The sequence below is a fragment of the Parapedobacter defluvii genome (assembly GCF_014642075.1).
Taxonomy (GTDB): Bacteria; Bacteroidota; Bacteroidia; order Sphingobacteriales; family Sphingobacteriaceae; genus Parapedobacter; species Parapedobacter defluvii.
In genome coordinates, this window is the sequence record NZ_BMIK01000012.1 from 77,236 (window position 1) to 92,619 (window position 15,384).

The window sequence follows — 15,384 nt, forward strand, 5'->3', positions numbered from 1 at the left end:
ATGACGTTGAAAATATATTTAATCTGCGGCCTTGCCCTGTGGTTTTCCGGCGTGGCAGCACAAACGGGTCGTTGGATGCCACTGTTTGACGGCAAGACATTAAACGGATGGAAAGCAAGCGAAAACGAATCATCCTTCCGTGTCGAAGACGGCTGCATCGTACAGGAAGGACCGCGGTCTCACCTGTATTATATGGGCGATGTGGGTAGCCATGTGTTCAAGAACTTTGAATTCAAGGCCCAGGTGTACACATTCGAAAATGCCAATTCAGGCATTTACTTCCACACCCGTTTCCAGGAAAAAGGGTTTCCCAACTATGGTTACGAGGTACAGGTCAATAATTCGCATCGGGATCCCATCCGTACGGGCAGCTTGTACAATGTGGTAGATATTGCGGATAAGTACGCGGTCGATGGGAAATGGTTCGAGCTGTATATCAAAGTGGTGGATAACCACGTTGTTATAAAAGTGGATGGCACCACCCTGGTGGATTATACCCAGATGGCCGACAAAAGCCGGTTGGTAAGGAAGGAAGATCATTTCGGGCGCTACTTGGATTCCGGAACATTCGCCATCCAGGCGCACGATCCGGGTTCAAAAGTAAAGTATAAAGATATTCAGGTAAAAATTTTAGATTAGCACGTATGATGAAACCGATTGTTCAGATCTCGCTGGATCTTACGGATATTGAAGAAGCGGTGAATACCGCTCATATCGCCTTGCAGGCCGGGGTAGACTGGCTGGAAGTAGGCACCCCGCTCGTGTTGGCAGAGGGCCTGCACGGGGTGCGCCGGCTGAGAAGCGAATTTCCGGATACACCGTTGGTGGTCGACCTGAAAACCATGGATGGCGGTTACCTGGAAGCAGAGATGATGGCCAAAGCGGGCGCAACGCACGTTGTGGTCATGGGAAGGGCCCATGCGGAAACCATCAAATGCGTGGTACAGGCCGGGCGAGATTTCGGCGTGAAGGTGATGGGCGATAACCTCGCCTGCGACTCCATGGTAGACGGCGCCAGGTTTCTGGAAGATCTGGGATGCGATTACGTGATCCACCACATCGGTTACGACGAACGGCGGGGACTGGTGGCGCAGGGTTTGGCCTGTCCCAGTCCGCTGGACCAACTTGCCGAAGTGGTGGAAGCGGTACATGTACCCGTTCAGGCCGTGGGAGGGTTGTCCATTGACCAGGCCATCTCATGCCCTTCTTACGGTGCGCCGTTGGTGGTGCTTGGAGCGCCCCTTACGATTGATGCCGACTCGTTCAAAACGTCGAGCAGCAACGATCTTCCCGGTGTATTGCGTACCATCTGCAAAAACATCCATTCGCAGTCAATCAACAAGAAATATAAACAACCATGGAGTTTTTATCAGTCGTAAATTTCGATCGCCAAAAGGGTTCGGTGGAGCTCCGGAAGGTGCCCAAACCTTCGCCGAAAAGCGGTGAGGTGATTCTGGAAGTAAAGAGCGTGGGCGTATGTGGCAGTGATCTGCACCAATGGACGTCCAGTCACAGCTGGGAGGTCAATTACCCGGTTATATTGGGCCATGAATTTGCAGGGGTCATCCGCGAAAGCGGCCCGGATGTAAAAAACTGGAAGATCGGCGACCGCGTAGTCAGTGAAACGGCGGCCATCATCAACCCGGATAACCCGTTATCAAAAGTGGGGCTGTATAACCTTGATCCGTCGCGCAAGGGATTCGGTTACGGCGTCAACGGTGCGATGACCAAATATGTGGCGGTGCCCGCCCGTTGCCTGCATCGCATACCGGATACACTGGAGTTCGAGAAAGCTTGCCTGACCGAGCCGTGCAGCGTAGCTTACAATGCGGTGGTGAATAACGCAGATATCAAGCCAGGAGACCGCGTGCTGGTTATCGGCCCCGGTACCATCGGGATGTTATGCGCGCTGATGGCCCAGTTAAGGGGTGCCGAAGTGGGCATCGTGGGGTTGGAAAGTGACCGTGTGCGGCTGGACGTTGCAGCGGCCTATGGAATACAACCCCTCACCGGCGATGCAGGTGTCTGGGCAAGGGAGCTGGACGGAATGGGTGCCGATTGTGTGATCGATTCCGCAGGAATCAGCCATACGCTCCAAAATGCCATCGACTGGGTTCGGCCCAACGGACAGGTGGTTAAAGTAGGCTGGGGCCCCCAGCCCATCGGGTTTTCACTGGATCCCATCGTGCAGAAAAACGTACGTATTCAGGGCAGTTTCAGCCACAACTGGCCCGTGTGGGAGAAGGTGATCCGGCTGTTGGCCACGGGCCGCCTGGATATAAGCAAAATCGTCGGTGGGATGTGGCCGTTGGAGGAATGGGAAGTGGCGTTCCGCAAGATGAAGGACGGGGAAGTCATAAAAAGTGTATTGATACCGAAATAAACCAATCGGGAGGAACAACCATGCAAAACGATCTATTAAAAGACAAGGTGATCATCGTCACCGGCGCATTTGGAGGAATCGGACTCGCAATTGCGAAGGCTTGCCTGAATGCCGGGGCATGGGTGCTGCTGCACGGGCGGAGTGAGCGGAACCGGACCGATGCGCTGGCCTACCTGGACGGCGGGGAACGGGTTGAACCATTTGTCGGCGACGTAACGCGCGACAACTTTGCACCGGAGCTGGTGGAGGCCACGATACGCCGTTTCGGCAAGATCAATGGCATCGTCAACAATGCGGCCTACGTGGTCTCGTCAAATGTGCACGATACGACACTTGCGTTGTTCCGGGAGGTGCTAGAGGTGAATTCGTTGGCACCGTTTTCCATCATCCAGGCGGCCCTGCCGCATCTGGCGGAAACCAAGGGGGCGGTGGTGAATATCGGCTCGGTCAATGCCTATGCCGGAGAACCGAATTTATTGGCGTACAGTGTGTCAAAAGGGGCCTTGATGACCCTTACCAGAAACCTGGGAGATACGTTGCACCGGGATTTGGGGATACGGGTAAACCAACTGAATGTGGGATGGGTGCTGACCGAAAAAGAACAGGAACGGAAGGTAGGTCACGGATTGCCTCCGGATTGGTATACCCTTATTTCTCCGATGTATGCGCCCGCCCGGAGGTTACTGGATCCGATGGAAGTTGCAAACTCCGCGGTATTCTGGCTTTCTGATCTGCTGGGGCCTGTAAGCGGACACGCGATTGAACTTGAACAGCATCCCATCATCGGAAGAAATCCCGAAAAAAACGTAGACGCGTTAGACATCGATTGATATGCCCAAATTAGCTGTATTTCCGAAAGCCTTTATGAAAGCGCTTTGTGTAACGGGAGAAATGACGCTTGACGAATGGATTGATCTGGCATCGGCGCTGGAAATTGACGGACTGGAATGGTACGCCGGGTTTCTGGGAATGGAAGACTCCCGCAACTGGACCCGTTACCGCAGCCGCGTAAGCGACGCCGGACTGGAGATACCGATGATGTGCTGCTCGCCGGATTTTACCCATCCCGATGCTGCATTCAGGAAGGAACAGATCCGGAAGCAGAAGCAATGGATCGATATGACGCATGCGCTGGGAGGCCGTTATTGCCGTGTGCTGTCCGGCCAGCGGCGGCCCGAGCTTTCGCTGGACGAAGGCGTAAAACTGGCGGCGGATTCGATCCGGGAGTGCCTTGAATACGCCAAAACACTTGGCATTACCTTAATTCTGGAAAATCATTACAAAGACGACTTCTGGAAATTCCCGGAGTTCGCGCAGAAAGCGGCCGTATTCTGTCAGCTCGTCGAGGCGATCGATGATCCCTATTTTGGAGTAAACTACGATCCCAGTAATAACTTCCTTGCGGGTGAAGACCCGTTGGCACTGCTGGAAAAGGTGAAATACCGAGTCAAGACGATGCATGCCAGCGACCGGTATCTCGTGGGCGGAACCATTGATGACCTACGGAAGATGGAAGATAACAGCGAGGGGTATGCGTCTGTGCTGAGGCATGGCGAAATCGGCAAAGGACTCAACGATTATGATGCTATTTTCACGACGTTGAGGTCCGTTGGTTTCGACAGCTGGATCAGCATCGAAGACGGCGTGGACGGTATGGATCAATTGAAAAGGAGCGTAGATTTCGTAAACCGGAAAATCGGGCAATACTGGTAACATCCTATAATATCCCGCAAATTTGATATAGAACTGCTGCAGTCGCTTGGGCTATATTTGTTTATCAATTACAATATTACCCAAGTATATCAATGAGCAAAAAAGATAAGGGATACATTCCCGTTATGTTAACCCCCTTTACGGAAAGTGGTGCGGTCGATTTTAGTGGATTGACGAAACTTACGGAGCTTTACCTCGGGGCGGGCGCAGCAGGCTTATTTGCCAACTGCCAATCGAGCGAAATGTTTAATTTATCGGAAGAGGAGCAATTAGCTGTCACCAAGCAGGTGTTGCAGGTGGCAGACGGCGCAGTGCCGGTAGTTGCTACCGGTACCTTTGGCGGTCCGGTGGAAAAGCAGGCGGATTTCGTAAAACGGATGTATGAGACAGGAGTGGATGCCGTCATCGTAATTACAAACATGCTGGCAGGGGAATCGGAAAGCGCAGACGTATTTGATGAACGTTTCGGACAATTGCTTGACGCCACGCCGGGTATTCCACTGGGATTCTACGAGTGTCCGGAACCCTTTAAACGGGTGCTGACTGCGGAGCAACTGAAGCGCTTTGTCAGTACAGGACGTGTCATTTATCACAAAGATACCTGTTTGGATATTGAACAAATCAGGGCAAAGCTGGATGCAACAAAGGCCGTATCCAAGTTCGGTTTGTATGATGCGTATATGGTTCATGCCGTAGAGTCGTTAAAAGCAGGTTCCGCGGGTCTATCGTGTATCCAGGGCAATTATTATCCGGAATTGGTTGTCTGGCTGTGTAACCACTTCGATGACGATGAACTGGCAGATCAGGTTGAGCGGGTACGGCAATTTTTTGTCGAACGCATGGATGTGATGCATGCGGTGTACCCGATCGTAGCCAAATATTTCCTGCAAAAAAGAGGACTGCCCATCTCAACCTTTACACGGAAAAATGCCGGTGTATTTGATGCGTCAGTCAGGGGGCAGATAGACTCGCTTTATGTGCAATTTCAGCAATTGATGGAGCAGATTGAGCTAAAGCCCTTATTGGCATAAGGGCCCAATAGATTGGTAACGATGAAGTTGGGAAATGCCATATTTTTCGTCGGACTGTGGATTGCAGTAACCCCTATCGGTTATGCCCAGGGGCGTGGACTTTCGTATATCGACTTGTCAGCGGGCGGTATCTGCAATTTCGTTACCGATAAGCAGCAGCTCTTGCGGACGCAATCGGTCTTGCTTGAGGAGATTGCCAAACGGAGCGGCATTGACCTTCCGATGATGTCTTCCGGGGAACTTGGAAAAAAACCCGGCATTATCTTAACCCTCGAATCGGATACCAAACGCCTACCTCAGGTGGTGCAGGAAGCCGTGGGGGAGATGGAACACATCGGCGCTGAAGGATACCGGCTGATTGCCCTAAAAAAATACCAGATTGTTGTTGTGATGGGAAAAGATGCAAGGGGCTTGTTATTTGGCGTCGGCAAGTTACTCAGAAAAGCAACAATAACGCCCGATTCCATGTTGTTTCCGGACCATTTTTCGTTAGCTACGACACCCAAAAATCCCATCCGTGGCCATCAATTGGGTTACCGCCCCAAAAATAACGCATACGATGCTTTTTCTGTTGCGCAGTTTGACCAGTATATCCGGGAGTTGGCGCTCTTTGGCGTGAATTGTATTGAGCTAGTACCTCCCCGAACGGACGACGATCCGACGCATCCGATCATGAAGCTGCCACCGGCACAGATGATGGTTGAATTATCAAGGATCTGTGATAGCTATGGGCTGGATGTCAGCATGTGGTACCCAAATGTGGGGAAAGATTACGACAGTCCCGCAGGCATCCAGTCGGAGCTGGCCGAGCGGGAAGAAGTATTTGCGGCGTTACCCCGGCTGGACGCGTTATTTATACCCGGCGGAGATCCGGGCGATCTGGAAGTGGACACGCTTTTCCGATGGGTCGGACAGGTAGCCGAGGTGCTTCGCAACTATCATCCGGATAGCAAAATATGGATTTCCCCGCAGGCGTTCAAACAGACCGACCACTGGTTCGACGTATTTTTCGAACAGGCAAACCGCCGCCATGAATGGTTCGGTGGCGTGGTATTCGGGCCGTGGGTCAGCATGCCGATTGCCGAAATCAGAAACCGTCTTTCCCCGGAAATACCGATCCGGCGGTATCCAGATATCACCCACAACATCAGCTGCCAGTATCCGGTTCCGGATTTCGATTTAACATGGGCACTGACACTGGGGCGCGAGAGCATCAACCCCCGCCCGCGGGAATTTAAACACATCCATAACTTATTTGAATCATACGCTATTGGGGGCATCACCTATTCCGAAGGAACAAACGATGATGTGAATAAATTCGTTTGGTCCGACCAGGACTGGGATTCGTCAACACCGGTGGTAGAGACCCTGCGCGATTACGCCCGGCTGTTTTTAGACCCGCTGCTTGTCGAACCCTTTGTGCTCGCCATCTTCGCATTGGAGGATAACCTCCGGGGTTCCCCTTTGACCAACGGCGGCATGATCCGTACACTGGACAAGTGGCGCTACCTGGAACAGCATTCTCCGGCAGGAAAGGCATCGAATCCCCGCTTTCAGATGGGGTTGATACGGGCATATTTCGATGCATATACCTACCGGCGGTTGACCTGGGAAACCTACCTGGAACAGCAAGCGTGGGACGTCTTAAGAGGTGCAGCACCTGAAACGGTGGACAACGCCCTTACGGAAGCCATCGCCTTGCTGAAAAAGGGAGCCTCGCAACCGGTTTGCGCGGATTGGCGGCAACGGTGCCTGGAGCTGGCGGACTCGCTTTACGAAAGTATCGGTACACAGTTGACGGTGGAACGCCACCACGGCTATGAAGAACGGGGTAACTTCATCGATCACATTGATATGCCACTGAACGATGCGCCCTGGCTGTTGCCACAGCTGGAAGCGTTGCTGTCCACTCCTTCCGTTGCAGAAAAAGTAAAACAATTAGCCGGTATTTTACAGCGGACAGATCCGGGGCCGGGGGGGATATACGACAATTTTTCGGAAGCCGGATCGTGGCAGCGGGTTGAGAAGGGGAAGGGATGGTTCGCCGACCCCGGAAATTTACAGTCGGCCAGCCACGGCTTCAACATCAAGGTAAAAGGACCCTCGGAAAGAGCGGCTGAACCCAAAGCATGGATGAAGCAGGCCACGGTCCTGTACGATCATCCGTTGGTAATCCATTACGGCGAGCTGGATACCCATGCTAATTATTCCGTAAAAATAGCGTATACAGGGCGGTTTAAATCGAATATATCGCTGCATGCAGACGGACTGCCGGTACACGGATACCAGCCGGTCTCGGGAAGTGAAGTATATGAATTTGACGTGCCGAAGGCCGCAACATCGGATGGAAAGGTGACCTTTCAATGGCGGTGCAAACCCGGTGAGCGTGGATTGCAGGTAGCTGAACTATGGTTGACAAGGAAAGAACGTAACTAGTCGGTTATGGATACAAATGGATTTTATCAAAAAATCAAGAACGGAACTCCGGTATACGGAACCTGTGTAACGGTAAATAGCCCCCAATGGCCGGCCCTGGTGAATAAGGCGGGGCTTGATTTTGTGTTTCTGGATACGGAACATGTCCCCTTAGACCGGTCTCAATTGGCGTATTTATGCCACGGTTACCGGGCGCAGGGTATTGCACCGATTGTGAGGGTTGGCACTGCTGACGACACGCTGGTCTGTCAGGCCGTGGATGCGGGTGCACAGGGAGTTGTTGCCCCGTATCTGGAAACCGAACAACAAATTGAATCGTTGGTTTATGCATTAAAATACCGACCATTGAAGGGTGCCCTGATGGAACAATATAGGGCGAAGCCAGAAACCGTGCCCGATACGCTTCAAACGTATCTGGCAGGGTATAACAGCGGCAACATAGCGATCGCCAATATAGAGAGTGTGCCTGCCTTGAGCAACCTGGATAGCCTGCTGGCTGTCAGGGGATTGGATGCGGTATTCATTGGCCCGCATGACCTTTCGATCAGCATGGGATTACCGGAGGAATACGACCATCCCGAGTTTGAGAAGGCTGTTTCCCATATTATCAAGTCGTGCAGGTCCACCGGTATAGCGGTAGGTATCCATTTTTCGATGGAACCGGACAGGCAGGTGAAATGGGCACAGCACGGTGCAAATATCATTGTGCACAGTTCTGACATAGCGCTGTTCGGTCAGCGGTTGGCATCCGATATGAAATACATCAAAAATCTATTGGGTCATACGCATCATTCCGGTGAACCGGATACGATGGCAACAGTTATCTGATAAATTCCGGTCATCGTCCGAAATCATTTGATATTTTTGGGCAGAACCAATGAACAAGATTATGAAAAGGCTTTTGTTACTACTAGGAATAAATTTTGGATGGATCATTCCGTCGGTTTCGCAGGACATGGGTTCAGGCGGAGTCCCCGGCACCGTCATTGCCCATCAACCCGCCTCCACGCAGCAATATATCGGCTCGCCCAGCATTGCCATTTTACCGAACGGGGATTATGTTGCATCCCATGATCTTTTTGGACCGGAGAGTTCGGAATTTGTGCAGGCCGTGACGCGCGTTTACCGTTCGGCAGACAAGGGAAAGACATGGAAACAGGTCAGCGAAATCCAGGGAGCATTTTGGTCCAGCTTGTTTGTGAACCGCGGTACGCTGTATCTGCTCGGACCCGACCGTCATCACGGGACGGTCCTGATCCGTCGGTCGGACGATGGGGGAGCTACCTGGACCCGTCCAACCGGGACGGAGGATGGGCTGTTGCTGAAAGGCATGTTTCACTGTGCTCCGGTACCGGTGATTGAACACAACGGCCGCCTATGGCGCGGAATGGAGACCGCTTACGGTCCGATTCAGGAATGGGGCAAGCGGTACGGTGCCATGATGATGTCGGCGCCGGTTGATGCCGATCTGTTAAAAGCCAGCAGTTGGACCACCAGCAATCCGTTGCTTTACGATTCAACCTACCTAAATGGAAACTTTACAGGTTGGCTGGAAGGGAATGCCGTTGTGGCACCGGATGGAGGTATAGTGGATATTCTTCGGGTGGACGACCGTACAACGCACGAGGAGAAAGCGGCAATGGTCAGGATCAGTGCCGACGGAAAGGTCGCTTCGTTTGATCCGGAGACCGGATTTATACCTTTCCCGGGGGGGAGTAAAAAATTTGCGATCCGTTTTGACGAAAAGTCCGGCCGTTATTGGACGTTGAGCAATAGCATTCCCGAGGCATTCCGGAAACAATATCCCGGGAGAAACGCCGCAAGCTTCCGGAATACGCTTGCGCTCATGAGTTCGGACGATCTGCTCAATTGGCAAGTCCACGAGATTATCCTCCAGCATCCCGATGTGATCAATCATGGCTTTCAGTATGTCGACTGGCTTATCGAAGGTGAAGACCTGATCGTAGCCAGCCGGACGGCGTACGACGACGGGAAGGAGTTGGCAAACAACAACCACGATGCAAACTTCCTGACATTTCACCGCATTGAGGGCTTCCGGAAAAAAGCAAAGCAAACATTGTAAACACAAACAAAAACATAGACATGAAGAAGCAAGCAAGGATCTTTTTACCCGCTCTCGTCCTCTTTTGCCTGAAATGTTCCCCGCCCAACAATGTCGCCGGGAACTTTAAACTGCCGCCCAAAGCGGATACCACGGATGCCGCTTACGTGAGCGGCGAACTCCTTTATCCCCTGGATAACAAGCCTACGCCCGAGTGCCATGCATCTACGCTAGTCGAAACGCCCGATGGATTGGTTGCGGCTTTTTTTGCAGGCACCTACGAAAGCCATCCCGATGTGGGGATTTGGGTGTCCCATCGGGTGGACGGCAAGTGGTCCTGGCCCAAAGAGGTGGCAGATGGTGTGCAGAACGATACACTTCGCTACCCCTGTTGGAATCCGGTACTGTTTCAGCCGAAAGGCGGAGACCTTATGCTGTTTTATAAAGTAGGGCCCAGTCCGCAAACCTGGTGGGGCATGGTTATAACATCGAAAGATAATGGAAATACCTGGTCGGAACCCCGGAAATTGGGTGAAGATGCGAAAATAGGTCATTTACTCGGGCCCATCAAAAATAAACCCATTCAGTTGGCAGATGGAACGATTATCAACCCGACAAGTATCGAATACCCGAAGGAGGACGGTGAGGACCAGGATTGGCGTGTTTACTTTGAAATCAGCAGGGATCTGGGGCAAACGTGGGAAGTGGTTGGCCCGATTAACGACGGTGTGGAGTTTGACGCCATCCAACCCAGTATTCTGACCTATCCGGATGGTAAATTGCAAGTAATCTGCCGCAGCCGCCAGGATGTGCTGGTGCAAAGCTGGTCAGAAGACCAGGGGCGGACGTGGAGTAAAATGACGGCTACGGCTTTGCCGAATCCAAATTCGGGAACCGATGCGGTGACCTTACGCGATGGCAGGCAGTTGCTGGTATACAATCATTCCACAAGGCAGGGAGAAGAACCCAAGGGACGGAATATGCTGAACGTAGCGTTGTCAGACGATGGAAATACGTGGACGCCGGTCATGACGCTGGAAAACGAGCCCATTGAAGACGGTTATGCTTATCCCGCCGTTATCCAGTCGGCCGACGGTAAAGTGCACATCACCTATACGTACGACCGCAGGTCTGTAAAGCATGTTGTGCTGGATCCGGAGCGATTGTAATCCGAAGATAAGATGCTATAATCTCTCGGCAACTTTTTACATAATAGCAGGCAAATTCTCGGGTATTTTTGAAATAAAATCGATTATTTATGCAGTGTATCCATATGACACTTCTCCGAAACAAGACGTTAACACGTACGATCGGAAAAATTTTTTTGGCATTTTTCCTGATCTGCACTGTTGCGGGAGAAGGTTTTTGCCAGCAAGGCGCAATCACACCCCGGACGGCCCTCCGCAGTTACCTGAACAACGGCGATCAGGCGTACGCATGGGAGATCCGGGATAGCCTGGTATACGATAAAGGGACCATTTTCCAGGTGCTGCTTACCTCGCAGCGCTGGCGGGAGCATACCTGGCGGCATCAACTGAATGTCATCGTTCCCAACGAAATTGCATACGACGGTGGTTTGCTTTTCGTCAGCAGTGGCCGTATGCAGAAAGAAGATCCAACGATGCCCCAATGGAACGACTTAGCGAAGGATGGATTGATACAGGACGTTGCGCGGATTGCCGAGGAAAATAAAGCCGTGGCGGCGGTCCTCCGGCAGGTGCCCAATCAGCCGCTGTATGGGGGCCTGGTAGAAGACGAGTTGATTTCGTATACGCTCCATCAGTTTCAAAAAGATGGAGACTTTTCCTGGCCATTGTTGTTTCCGATGGTTAAAAGCGCGATCCGGGGCATGGACGCGGTGCAGGAAATTGCCGCAAGCCGTTCCGCAAAACCGGTGGAGCGGTTTGTGGTTTCCGGCCTGTCCAAACGAGGCTGGACAACCTGGCTGACCGCCTCGCAAGACAACCGGGTGGAAGCGTTGGCCCCGATGGTGATCGATATCCTCAATATGCCGGTTAACCTCAATTACCAGGTTGAGGTATGGCACGAATACAGTCCGCAGATACAGGACTATGTGGCGCTTGGCCTGGTGCAGGACATCGGGAGCGACCGTGGCCGCACATTGGCACAGATGATCGATCCGTATTCCTACAAGGAACAGCTTAACAAACCCAAGATGTTATTTATGGGTACCAATGATCAGTATTGGGTCATTGATGCGGTGAAGCACTACATCGACAGCGTGCCCGGCCCTTACTACATTCACTATGTGCCTAACGAAGGGCATGACCTGGGGGATAAACAGCAGGCGTTTCAGGCGCTGTCATCCTTCTGGGGATTTACCCTGCAGCATAAGCCTTACCCGGTTACCGATTACAAAACATCGGTGGGAAAGGATGCGCTGGAATTGAAAATACGGGCAACGAAACCGAAATTGGAGGGAGCGGTTATCTGGAGTGCGGTGTCGGACGATCAGGACTTCCGGGATGAGACCTGGGTGAGTCGTGAACTGCCCGTGGTACACAAGCGGAAATTCAAGGTGAAGGAAACGTTGCCCACTTCGGGTTACAAAGCCTTCTACGTAGACCTGAAATACCGCAACACAAATGGAGAGCTATATACCCAGAGTACGCGGGTCTTTGTGTCAGACAGTCATTCGTTTTTGATCGGTGGTCGGTGATGGGTGATCGGTGATGGGGGGTCTGTGGTCCGTGGTCGGCAGTGAGTGATCGGTGTTCAGTATGATGAATTTGGACAGTATAAAACGGAAAGCGGAACAAGTAGTTGGATGCTTCGTATGGGGCATCCTCCTTGTGGCTGGCTGTGCGCCGGAGCAACGACTGGAAGAACTCACCGTGAAACGTGTGATGGATAGCTTGGTGACGCGTATTTATGCGCAATGGGATACCCGGCTGATCAATGGCTTGGATGAAAATCTGGTGTTGAAATTCGTGAGTCCCGAAGAACAGACCGCGCTTGCTGAAAACTACTGGCGGTTCGGGGTAGACGTTCCGGTGGTTGTATCCCTCATGCGCGACAGTGCACAGGCTTCGGTGCCTTTCTGGCTGGTGGCGTCTGGTTTCGAAAAGACGGCCTACACCGTCCGGAATGAATTGTACACCTATGAGGTATGGCAGAAAAGTTTTCCGGCGGGTGAGGTAGGGCTTGGAATCAACGGATTCGACAAGCACCGCCCGGTTTATTTTGTTTCGGTAGCTCCGCAGCATCCGGGAGAAAAAGTCAACATTACCCCAATCCTGCCTGAAAAACAGGCCATCACCGTGCTGGACACGGGTGCGTTTGTCTATCACGATTGGGATGAACTGATGCTTACTGACGTGCCCCGGCCGCTGAGAGGGCAGCAACTGTTGCCCACCATACGGGGGCGTGCCCGTGAAGCGCATGTCATCGGTGCGTTCCGGAGGACGGCGTTTCCATCCGCGGGAATACCCGATCAAGTGGTGCTCACCCTGCCCGAAAATACAGCGCGCGGCATGGTGGTCCAATGGCGGTGCGCACCGGATGTAAAGCGGGGATGGATTAAGTACTGGAAATCTGGAACGGACGATACCATGCGGGTTGATGTAGCTGGCACGTTGCTGGAGGACCGGTTGTTACGCAATGACCGGTATATAAGCCGGTTCCGCGTACAACTTGATTCCCTGCAGCCCGGTGCGGCTTATGAATATCGGATCGGACAGGGTGATATCGCCGGGGAGACTGGGGTGTTTGCTATGCCGGATGCCACCGATACATTTGCCTTCACATGGTTTGGCGACATCCATAATGACCCCGCATGGGGGAAACTTGCGCAACGTGCTGCCGCCGACCATCCCCAAACGAACTTTTACCTCGCTGTGGGCGACCTTGTCAACACCGGTTTACACCGCGATGATTGGGATGCGCTGTTTGCCTATTCGGGGGGGATTTTCCGAGAGAAGCCACTGATGGCAGTACCCGGCAATCACGACAGCCAGGATGGACTGGGCGCAGGAATGTTCCGCGACCTGCTGTCCTACCCGGCAAACGGACCCGATGGACAACCGCCGGGTTTCACGTATGCATTCCGGTATAAGCATGCACTGTTTTTGATGTTAGACGTCGTCAGCTTTTCCGCGCAGCAGCAGGCCGCTTGGATTGAATCCCAGTTATCGGACACGGACGCGGTTTGGAAATTTGTCGTTTTTCATTTCCCGCCTTACACCCTGGAAGAACCGTATCCAGATATTGTAAAAAACTGGGTGCCTTTGTTTGATAAGTATGGGGTGGATCTGGTAATGAACGGGCATTTCCATTATTACCTGCGTACCCAGCCGATGAAGGATAGTCAGCCTGTAAAAGCGGAAGAAGGCGGCACAAGGTACGTGATGTCCGTCAGCACACGGGGTAAAAATGCTGATTCGGTGTCAGAGCCCTATGCAGCTAACGTATTGAAAGAAGGATATCTTTATCAGTATGTCCAGCTGGACGGCAGACGGTTGACATTTACCTGCGTTGATGCCGAAGGAAAGATCCGAGATCGTTTTGAACTCGCTAAATAATAGCCGATAACCTTAAGATAATCATAAATTTAATCATGAAAAAGCGATTGTTGACCTCTGTTTTTTTACTCTCGTTACTTGCCGTCAAATCAGCGGCAGCCCGGCAACCCGAGGTTGTAGATTCGGTACTTGTCTTCCCGTTGCAGGAACAGCATGTGCACGGCAGCAGTGTGGTGGAACTGCCCGGCGGGGATTTTCTGCTGGCCTGGTTTCAGGGAAGCGGGGAGCGGACGGCGGACGACGTACGGATTATGGGTGCACGTTTGAAAAAAGGAGATAAGAAATGGAGTGCCCCCTTTGAACTGGCGGATACCCCGGATCTGCCGGACTGTAATCCGGTCTTGTTTATGGCCGAGGGTAAGCTCTTTCTGGTGTGGATAGCCGTTTTGGCCAACCAGTGGGAAAACTCGATCCTGCGGGTGCGGTCAACCCAGGCATTTGGTGGAAGCGGTGCCCCCGAATGGCAATGGCAGGATAATATCCTGCTGAAACCCGACGAACGTTTTGTGGACGAGGTGGCTGCCAGGTTCCGTGAATTGCCGCCCCAGCATCACGGCTGGTCGGCATATGCTCCGAGATATGACGAGCTGACGATGGAAGCAACCAAAGACCCGGGGAAACGGAGCATCGGGTGGATGACACGGATCAAACCCCTTGTGTCGGGGAAACGGATTCTGTTGCCGCTCTATTCGGACGGATTCAATTTTTCGCTGCTGGCGATCTCGGAAGATGGCGGCCGTTCCTGGAAGCCCAGCCTGCCCATTGTGGGGCGCGGGCCCATCCAACCGGCACTGGCAAAGCGTGCCGATGGTACCTTGGTAGCTTACATGCGGGATAGCGGCGATGCACCAACGCGTGTCCAGGTCAGTGAGTCGAATGACGGAGGCTGGAGCTGGTCGGCGGCACGTAAGACGGATATTCCAAACGGTGCAAGTGTGGATGTATTGGTACTTGATGACGGCCGTTGGGTCATGCTGGGTAACGATGTAGACGACGGGCGCTACCGGTTGAACCTTTATTTTTCCGACGACGAGGGGGAGACCTGGCCCGTGAAGTTACCGATCGAATACGATGCGTCGAAACAAGGACGCTATTCCTATCCGTCGCTGATACAGGGAAGCGATGGATGGCTCCATATCAGTTATTCTTATCACCTCCGCGGTGAAGAAAAGGCCATTAAATATGTTACTGTTAAACCGTAAATCCCATCCAAACGAA

General features: G+C 52.5%; 13 protein-coding genes. All 13 read left to right on the forward strand.

From position 1 onward, the window contains the following. The first annotated feature begins 6 nt into the window (after positions 1 to 6). The 13 genes from IEX60_RS16260 to IEX60_RS16320 all read left to right on the forward strand — a co-directional run bounded on the left by IEX60_RS16260 (position 7) and on the right by IEX60_RS16320 (position 15,368). Positions 7 to 639, forward strand: a complete 633-nt coding sequence (locus tag IEX60_RS16260; protein ID WP_229717600.1) for a 3-keto-disaccharide hydrolase — start codon at positions 7 to 9, stop codon at positions 637 to 639. Positions 640 to 644: 5 nt separating this feature from the next. Then, positions 645 to 1,379 carry an orotidine 5'-phosphate decarboxylase / HUMPS family protein gene (locus IEX60_RS16265; RefSeq protein WP_229717601.1) on the forward strand — a complete coding sequence of 245 codons (735 nt, stop codon included), beginning with the start codon at positions 645 to 647 and terminating at the stop codon, positions 1,377 to 1,379. Then, a complete protein-coding gene (locus IEX60_RS16270; protein WP_188752463.1) occupies positions 1,358 to 2,383 on the forward strand; it encodes a zinc-binding dehydrogenase in 1,026 nt (341 codons plus the stop codon). The genes IEX60_RS16265 and IEX60_RS16270 overlap by 22 nt, the downstream gene beginning before the upstream one ends. A 20-nt stretch (positions 2,384 to 2,403) precedes the next feature. Continuing rightward, positions 2,404 to 3,213: an SDR family oxidoreductase gene (locus IEX60_RS16275; RefSeq protein ID WP_188752464.1), complete on the forward strand. Its 810-nt coding sequence runs from the start codon at positions 2,404 to 2,406 to the stop codon at positions 3,211 to 3,213. Position 3,214: 1 nt separating this feature from the next. Then, positions 3,215 to 4,096 (forward strand): sugar phosphate isomerase/epimerase family protein, encoded by an 882-nt coding sequence (locus tag IEX60_RS16280; protein ID WP_188752465.1) that lies wholly within the window; start codon positions 3,215 to 3,217, stop codon positions 4,094 to 4,096. A 92-nt stretch (positions 4,097 to 4,188) separates the two neighbouring features. Continuing rightward, positions 4,189 to 5,127 carry a dihydrodipicolinate synthase family protein gene (locus IEX60_RS16285; protein ID WP_188752466.1) on the forward strand — a complete coding sequence of 313 codons (939 nt, stop codon included), beginning with the start codon at positions 4,189 to 4,191 and terminating at the stop codon, positions 5,125 to 5,127. A gap of 21 nt (positions 5,128 to 5,148) precedes the next feature. Beyond that, positions 5,149 to 7,563 (forward strand): beta-N-acetylhexosaminidase family protein, encoded by a 2,415-nt coding sequence (locus IEX60_RS16290; protein WP_188752467.1) that lies wholly within the window; start codon positions 5,149 to 5,151, stop codon positions 7,561 to 7,563. Positions 7,564 to 7,569: 6 nt separating this feature from the next. Further along, complete coding sequence (locus IEX60_RS16295) at positions 7,570 to 8,391, forward strand: HpcH/HpaI aldolase family protein (protein WP_188752468.1); 822 nt, start codon at positions 7,570 to 7,572, stop codon at positions 8,389 to 8,391. 61 nt (positions 8,392 to 8,452) lie between these two features. Further along, positions 8,453 to 9,646: a sialidase family protein gene (locus tag IEX60_RS16300; RefSeq protein WP_229717602.1), complete on the forward strand. Its 1,194-nt coding sequence runs from the start codon at positions 8,453 to 8,455 to the stop codon at positions 9,644 to 9,646. A gap of 20 nt (positions 9,647 to 9,666) precedes the next feature. Further along, positions 9,667 to 10,794 (forward strand): sialidase family protein, encoded by a 1,128-nt coding sequence (locus tag IEX60_RS16305; protein ID WP_188752470.1) that lies wholly within the window; start codon positions 9,667 to 9,669, stop codon positions 10,792 to 10,794. An 89-nt stretch (positions 10,795 to 10,883) separates the two neighbouring features. Then, positions 10,884 to 12,305, forward strand: coding sequence for a PhoPQ-activated pathogenicity-related family protein (locus IEX60_RS16310; protein WP_229717603.1), 1,422 nt, complete (start codon positions 10,884 to 10,886; stop codon positions 12,303 to 12,305). 61 nt (positions 12,306 to 12,366) lie between these two features. Then, on the forward strand, positions 12,367 to 14,166 hold the full coding sequence (locus IEX60_RS16315; protein WP_229717604.1) for a purple acid phosphatase family protein: 1,800 nt from the start codon (positions 12,367 to 12,369) through the stop codon (positions 14,164 to 14,166). A gap of 35 nt (positions 14,167 to 14,201) precedes the next feature. Continuing rightward, positions 14,202 to 15,368: a sialidase family protein gene (locus tag IEX60_RS16320; RefSeq protein ID WP_188752471.1), complete on the forward strand. Its 1,167-nt coding sequence runs from the start codon at positions 14,202 to 14,204 to the stop codon at positions 15,366 to 15,368. The last annotated feature ends 16 nt before the right edge of the window (positions 15,369 to 15,384 follow it).

What these genes read in the sequence shown, in the direction of transcription:
- IEX60_RS16285 (WP_188752466.1), top strand. Translation starts at nt 4,189, where the DNA reads ATGAGCAAAAAAGATAAGGGATACATTCCCGTTATGTTAACCCCCTTT.
- IEX60_RS16265 (WP_229717601.1), top strand. Translation starts at nt 645, where the DNA reads ATGATGAAACCGATTGTTCAGATCTCGCTGGATCTTACGGATATTGAA.
- IEX60_RS16290 (WP_188752467.1), top strand. Translation starts at nt 5,149, where the DNA reads ATGAAGTTGGGAAATGCCATATTTTTCGTCGGACTGTGGATTGCAGTA.
- IEX60_RS16315 (WP_229717604.1), top strand. Translation starts at nt 12,367, where the DNA reads ATGATGAATTTGGACAGTATAAAACGGAAAGCGGAACAAGTAGTTGGA.
- IEX60_RS16305 (WP_188752470.1), top strand. Translation starts at nt 9,667, where the DNA reads ATGAAGAAGCAAGCAAGGATCTTTTTACCCGCTCTCGTCCTCTTTTGC.
- IEX60_RS16270 (WP_188752463.1), top strand. Translation starts at nt 1,358, where the DNA reads ATGGAGTTTTTATCAGTCGTAAATTTCGATCGCCAAAAGGGTTCGGTG.
- IEX60_RS16275 (WP_188752464.1), top strand. Translation starts at nt 2,404, where the DNA reads ATGCAAAACGATCTATTAAAAGACAAGGTGATCATCGTCACCGGCGCA.
- IEX60_RS16295 (WP_188752468.1), top strand. Translation starts at nt 7,570, where the DNA reads ATGGATACAAATGGATTTTATCAAAAAATCAAGAACGGAACTCCGGTA.
- IEX60_RS16280 (WP_188752465.1), top strand. Translation starts at nt 3,215, where the DNA reads ATGCCCAAATTAGCTGTATTTCCGAAAGCCTTTATGAAAGCGCTTTGT.
- IEX60_RS16320 (WP_188752471.1), top strand. Translation starts at nt 14,202, where the DNA reads ATGAAAAAGCGATTGTTGACCTCTGTTTTTTTACTCTCGTTACTTGCC.
- IEX60_RS16310 (WP_229717603.1), top strand. Translation starts at nt 10,884, where the DNA reads ATGCAGTGTATCCATATGACACTTCTCCGAAACAAGACGTTAACACGT.
- IEX60_RS16300 (WP_229717602.1), top strand. Translation starts at nt 8,453, where the DNA reads ATGAAAAGGCTTTTGTTACTACTAGGAATAAATTTTGGATGGATCATT.